Origin of the sequence: Halalkalibacterium halodurans (genome assembly GCF_004376175.1) — a bacterium.
GTDB lineage: Bacteria > Bacillota > Bacilli > Bacillales > Bacillaceae_D > Halalkalibacterium > Halalkalibacterium halodurans.
Genome location: NZ_SNUY01000068.1, coordinates 1 through 1,854, shown reverse-complemented (window position 1 = coordinate 1,854; position 1,854 = coordinate 1). Strand labels below are relative to the sequence as shown.

The window sequence follows — 1,854 nt, the reverse complement described above, 5'->3', positions numbered from 1 at the left end:
AAATGAACCAAAATTACTGGAAATTGGATTGGAATGGCCTGCACACTCATTATTTTCATTGTATTTTCAAAAATGTGCATGACAAAGAAACCTATTGCCATTATTTTTTTAAAAATTGACTAGGCGGCTTTAGGAAAGATGATTTCTTCAATATTTAACTGCTCTTTCTGACTGCTGTACCAAGCATCGATGTGCTGACACATCATTATGGCGTATAGGCGAATGTACCACATTTTTGTTGACCGGTGGCGTCCAGATTCCAAGTGATAATCTATTTTTTCTCTTTTATTAGAACGTTCAACAGAGGTTCTTCGTTTGTATATAAGTTTCCACTTTTCAGAGGACCTTGGTGTTTTGGTAAATAATCGTAGATTATCCTCTCTGAATGTATGGAATGTCCGACCATATTTTGCTTTTGAACACGGTGATGAGCATGTATTTTTGGTACCGCAAGCAAGTGGACAACGCCATTTTTGCCGATTTTGAGATTTGTCAAACCCGTTGGGCTTCATCTCCTTCCCAATCGGACAGATTGGAACACCTGTTGGAGATATTTGAATATCACTTTCTGTACTAAAGTTCTTCTTTGTTCGAACATTTAAATCGATGAAGGGTTCCACATTTTGATGTTCAAGTAGCTCATAAATGGCCTCAGCATCGTGCGCTGCATCAAGAAGAATTTTATCAATCGTGCCCAAGGTGTACCGTTGCGAAAATTCAATTGAACTAACCACTAGGCTGACTGAATCATGCCGGGAAGCAGGATGCAGCCGTGGATATAGCGGTAAGTCGTATTGGCTATCGCTAGTGGATATCATGTAGAGATGATATCCGTTGAAGTACTTTTCCTTAGAACTATCCCAGCCTGAGTCGATGTCGGGTTGTGAATACTGGCGTGGGTGAGTACAGTTCGTTAGTCCTTGGGCACTACAATTACAGGTTGATTTACTTCTCGGGTACCTAGCTGTTTCAATTGGTGTCCCATCTCCAACTACACCTAGAGCTTCGGGATCCCCAAGAAGACCAAGTTTCGTAGAAACCGCTAAAAATTGGGATTGAAAAAACTCAAATAATCGGTCTCCTGGCAGTTGTTTTTGTTTGGAACCATAACGCATTGCCCGATCAACGAGTTTACGAACAATTCCGGGATTCTTAGGTTCAGCTTTTTCACCCTTTTTAGGCTTCTTTTTCTTTTTTGACTTTTTCTTTTTAGGTTTGACCTTCGGCATAACATTCGGGCTTTCGAAGGCCCATAAACGTTTGAAAAAGTCTTCAAATGTTCCAACACCTGGTGTGTCACCGGGTTCAAAACCGCTAAGAATTGCATACAACGGAACGCGACGAAGTTGATCAACCCAATGAGTAATACCTTTTGTAGGTTGAACAAATAATGAAAGCAGATAAGAACGCATCATAGAAGCAGGGTCACGAGGCTTTGGTCCCTTTTTGGAATAGGAATCACCAAGCCATGTAGTTACCGAAGAGAGATCAGTTATCCAAAGCTTTTTAATTACTGGCCAATCCTTATTAACAAGGGTAAGAATGCCGCCAGAATAATGGGCATTTAACTGATTTAGAACGAAGTTTTGATAAGTTTCGTGTGCAATAAACGTTGGTTTCATTTTGGCACCTCAATCACAAGTAGTAAGGGAAAATAATCCCTTCACCGGCGATTATTGTGGTGTTTTTGAAAAGTCAAGTGTTTCTTGTCGAATTCGAGAAAATATTTTGATAATTAATTTCCAGTTTTAAAAAATGAACATTAAAAAATCCCACCTAAAATAGGAGGGATGAAATAAATTGGTTTGAGGAAAATCCTTGAACCACAAAGCTCGGCGAATGCCGAGAGTCTAT

General features: G+C 39.8%; 1 protein-coding gene. It reads right to left on the bottom strand.

All coding sequences use genetic code 11. From position 1 onward, the window contains the following. Positions 1–119: 119 nt before the first annotated feature. A complete protein-coding gene (locus E2L07_RS17205) occupies positions 120–1,622 on the bottom strand; it encodes a transposase (protein WP_134228599.1) in 1,503 nt (500 codons plus the stop codon). Positions 1,623–1,854: the final 232 nt, after the last annotated feature.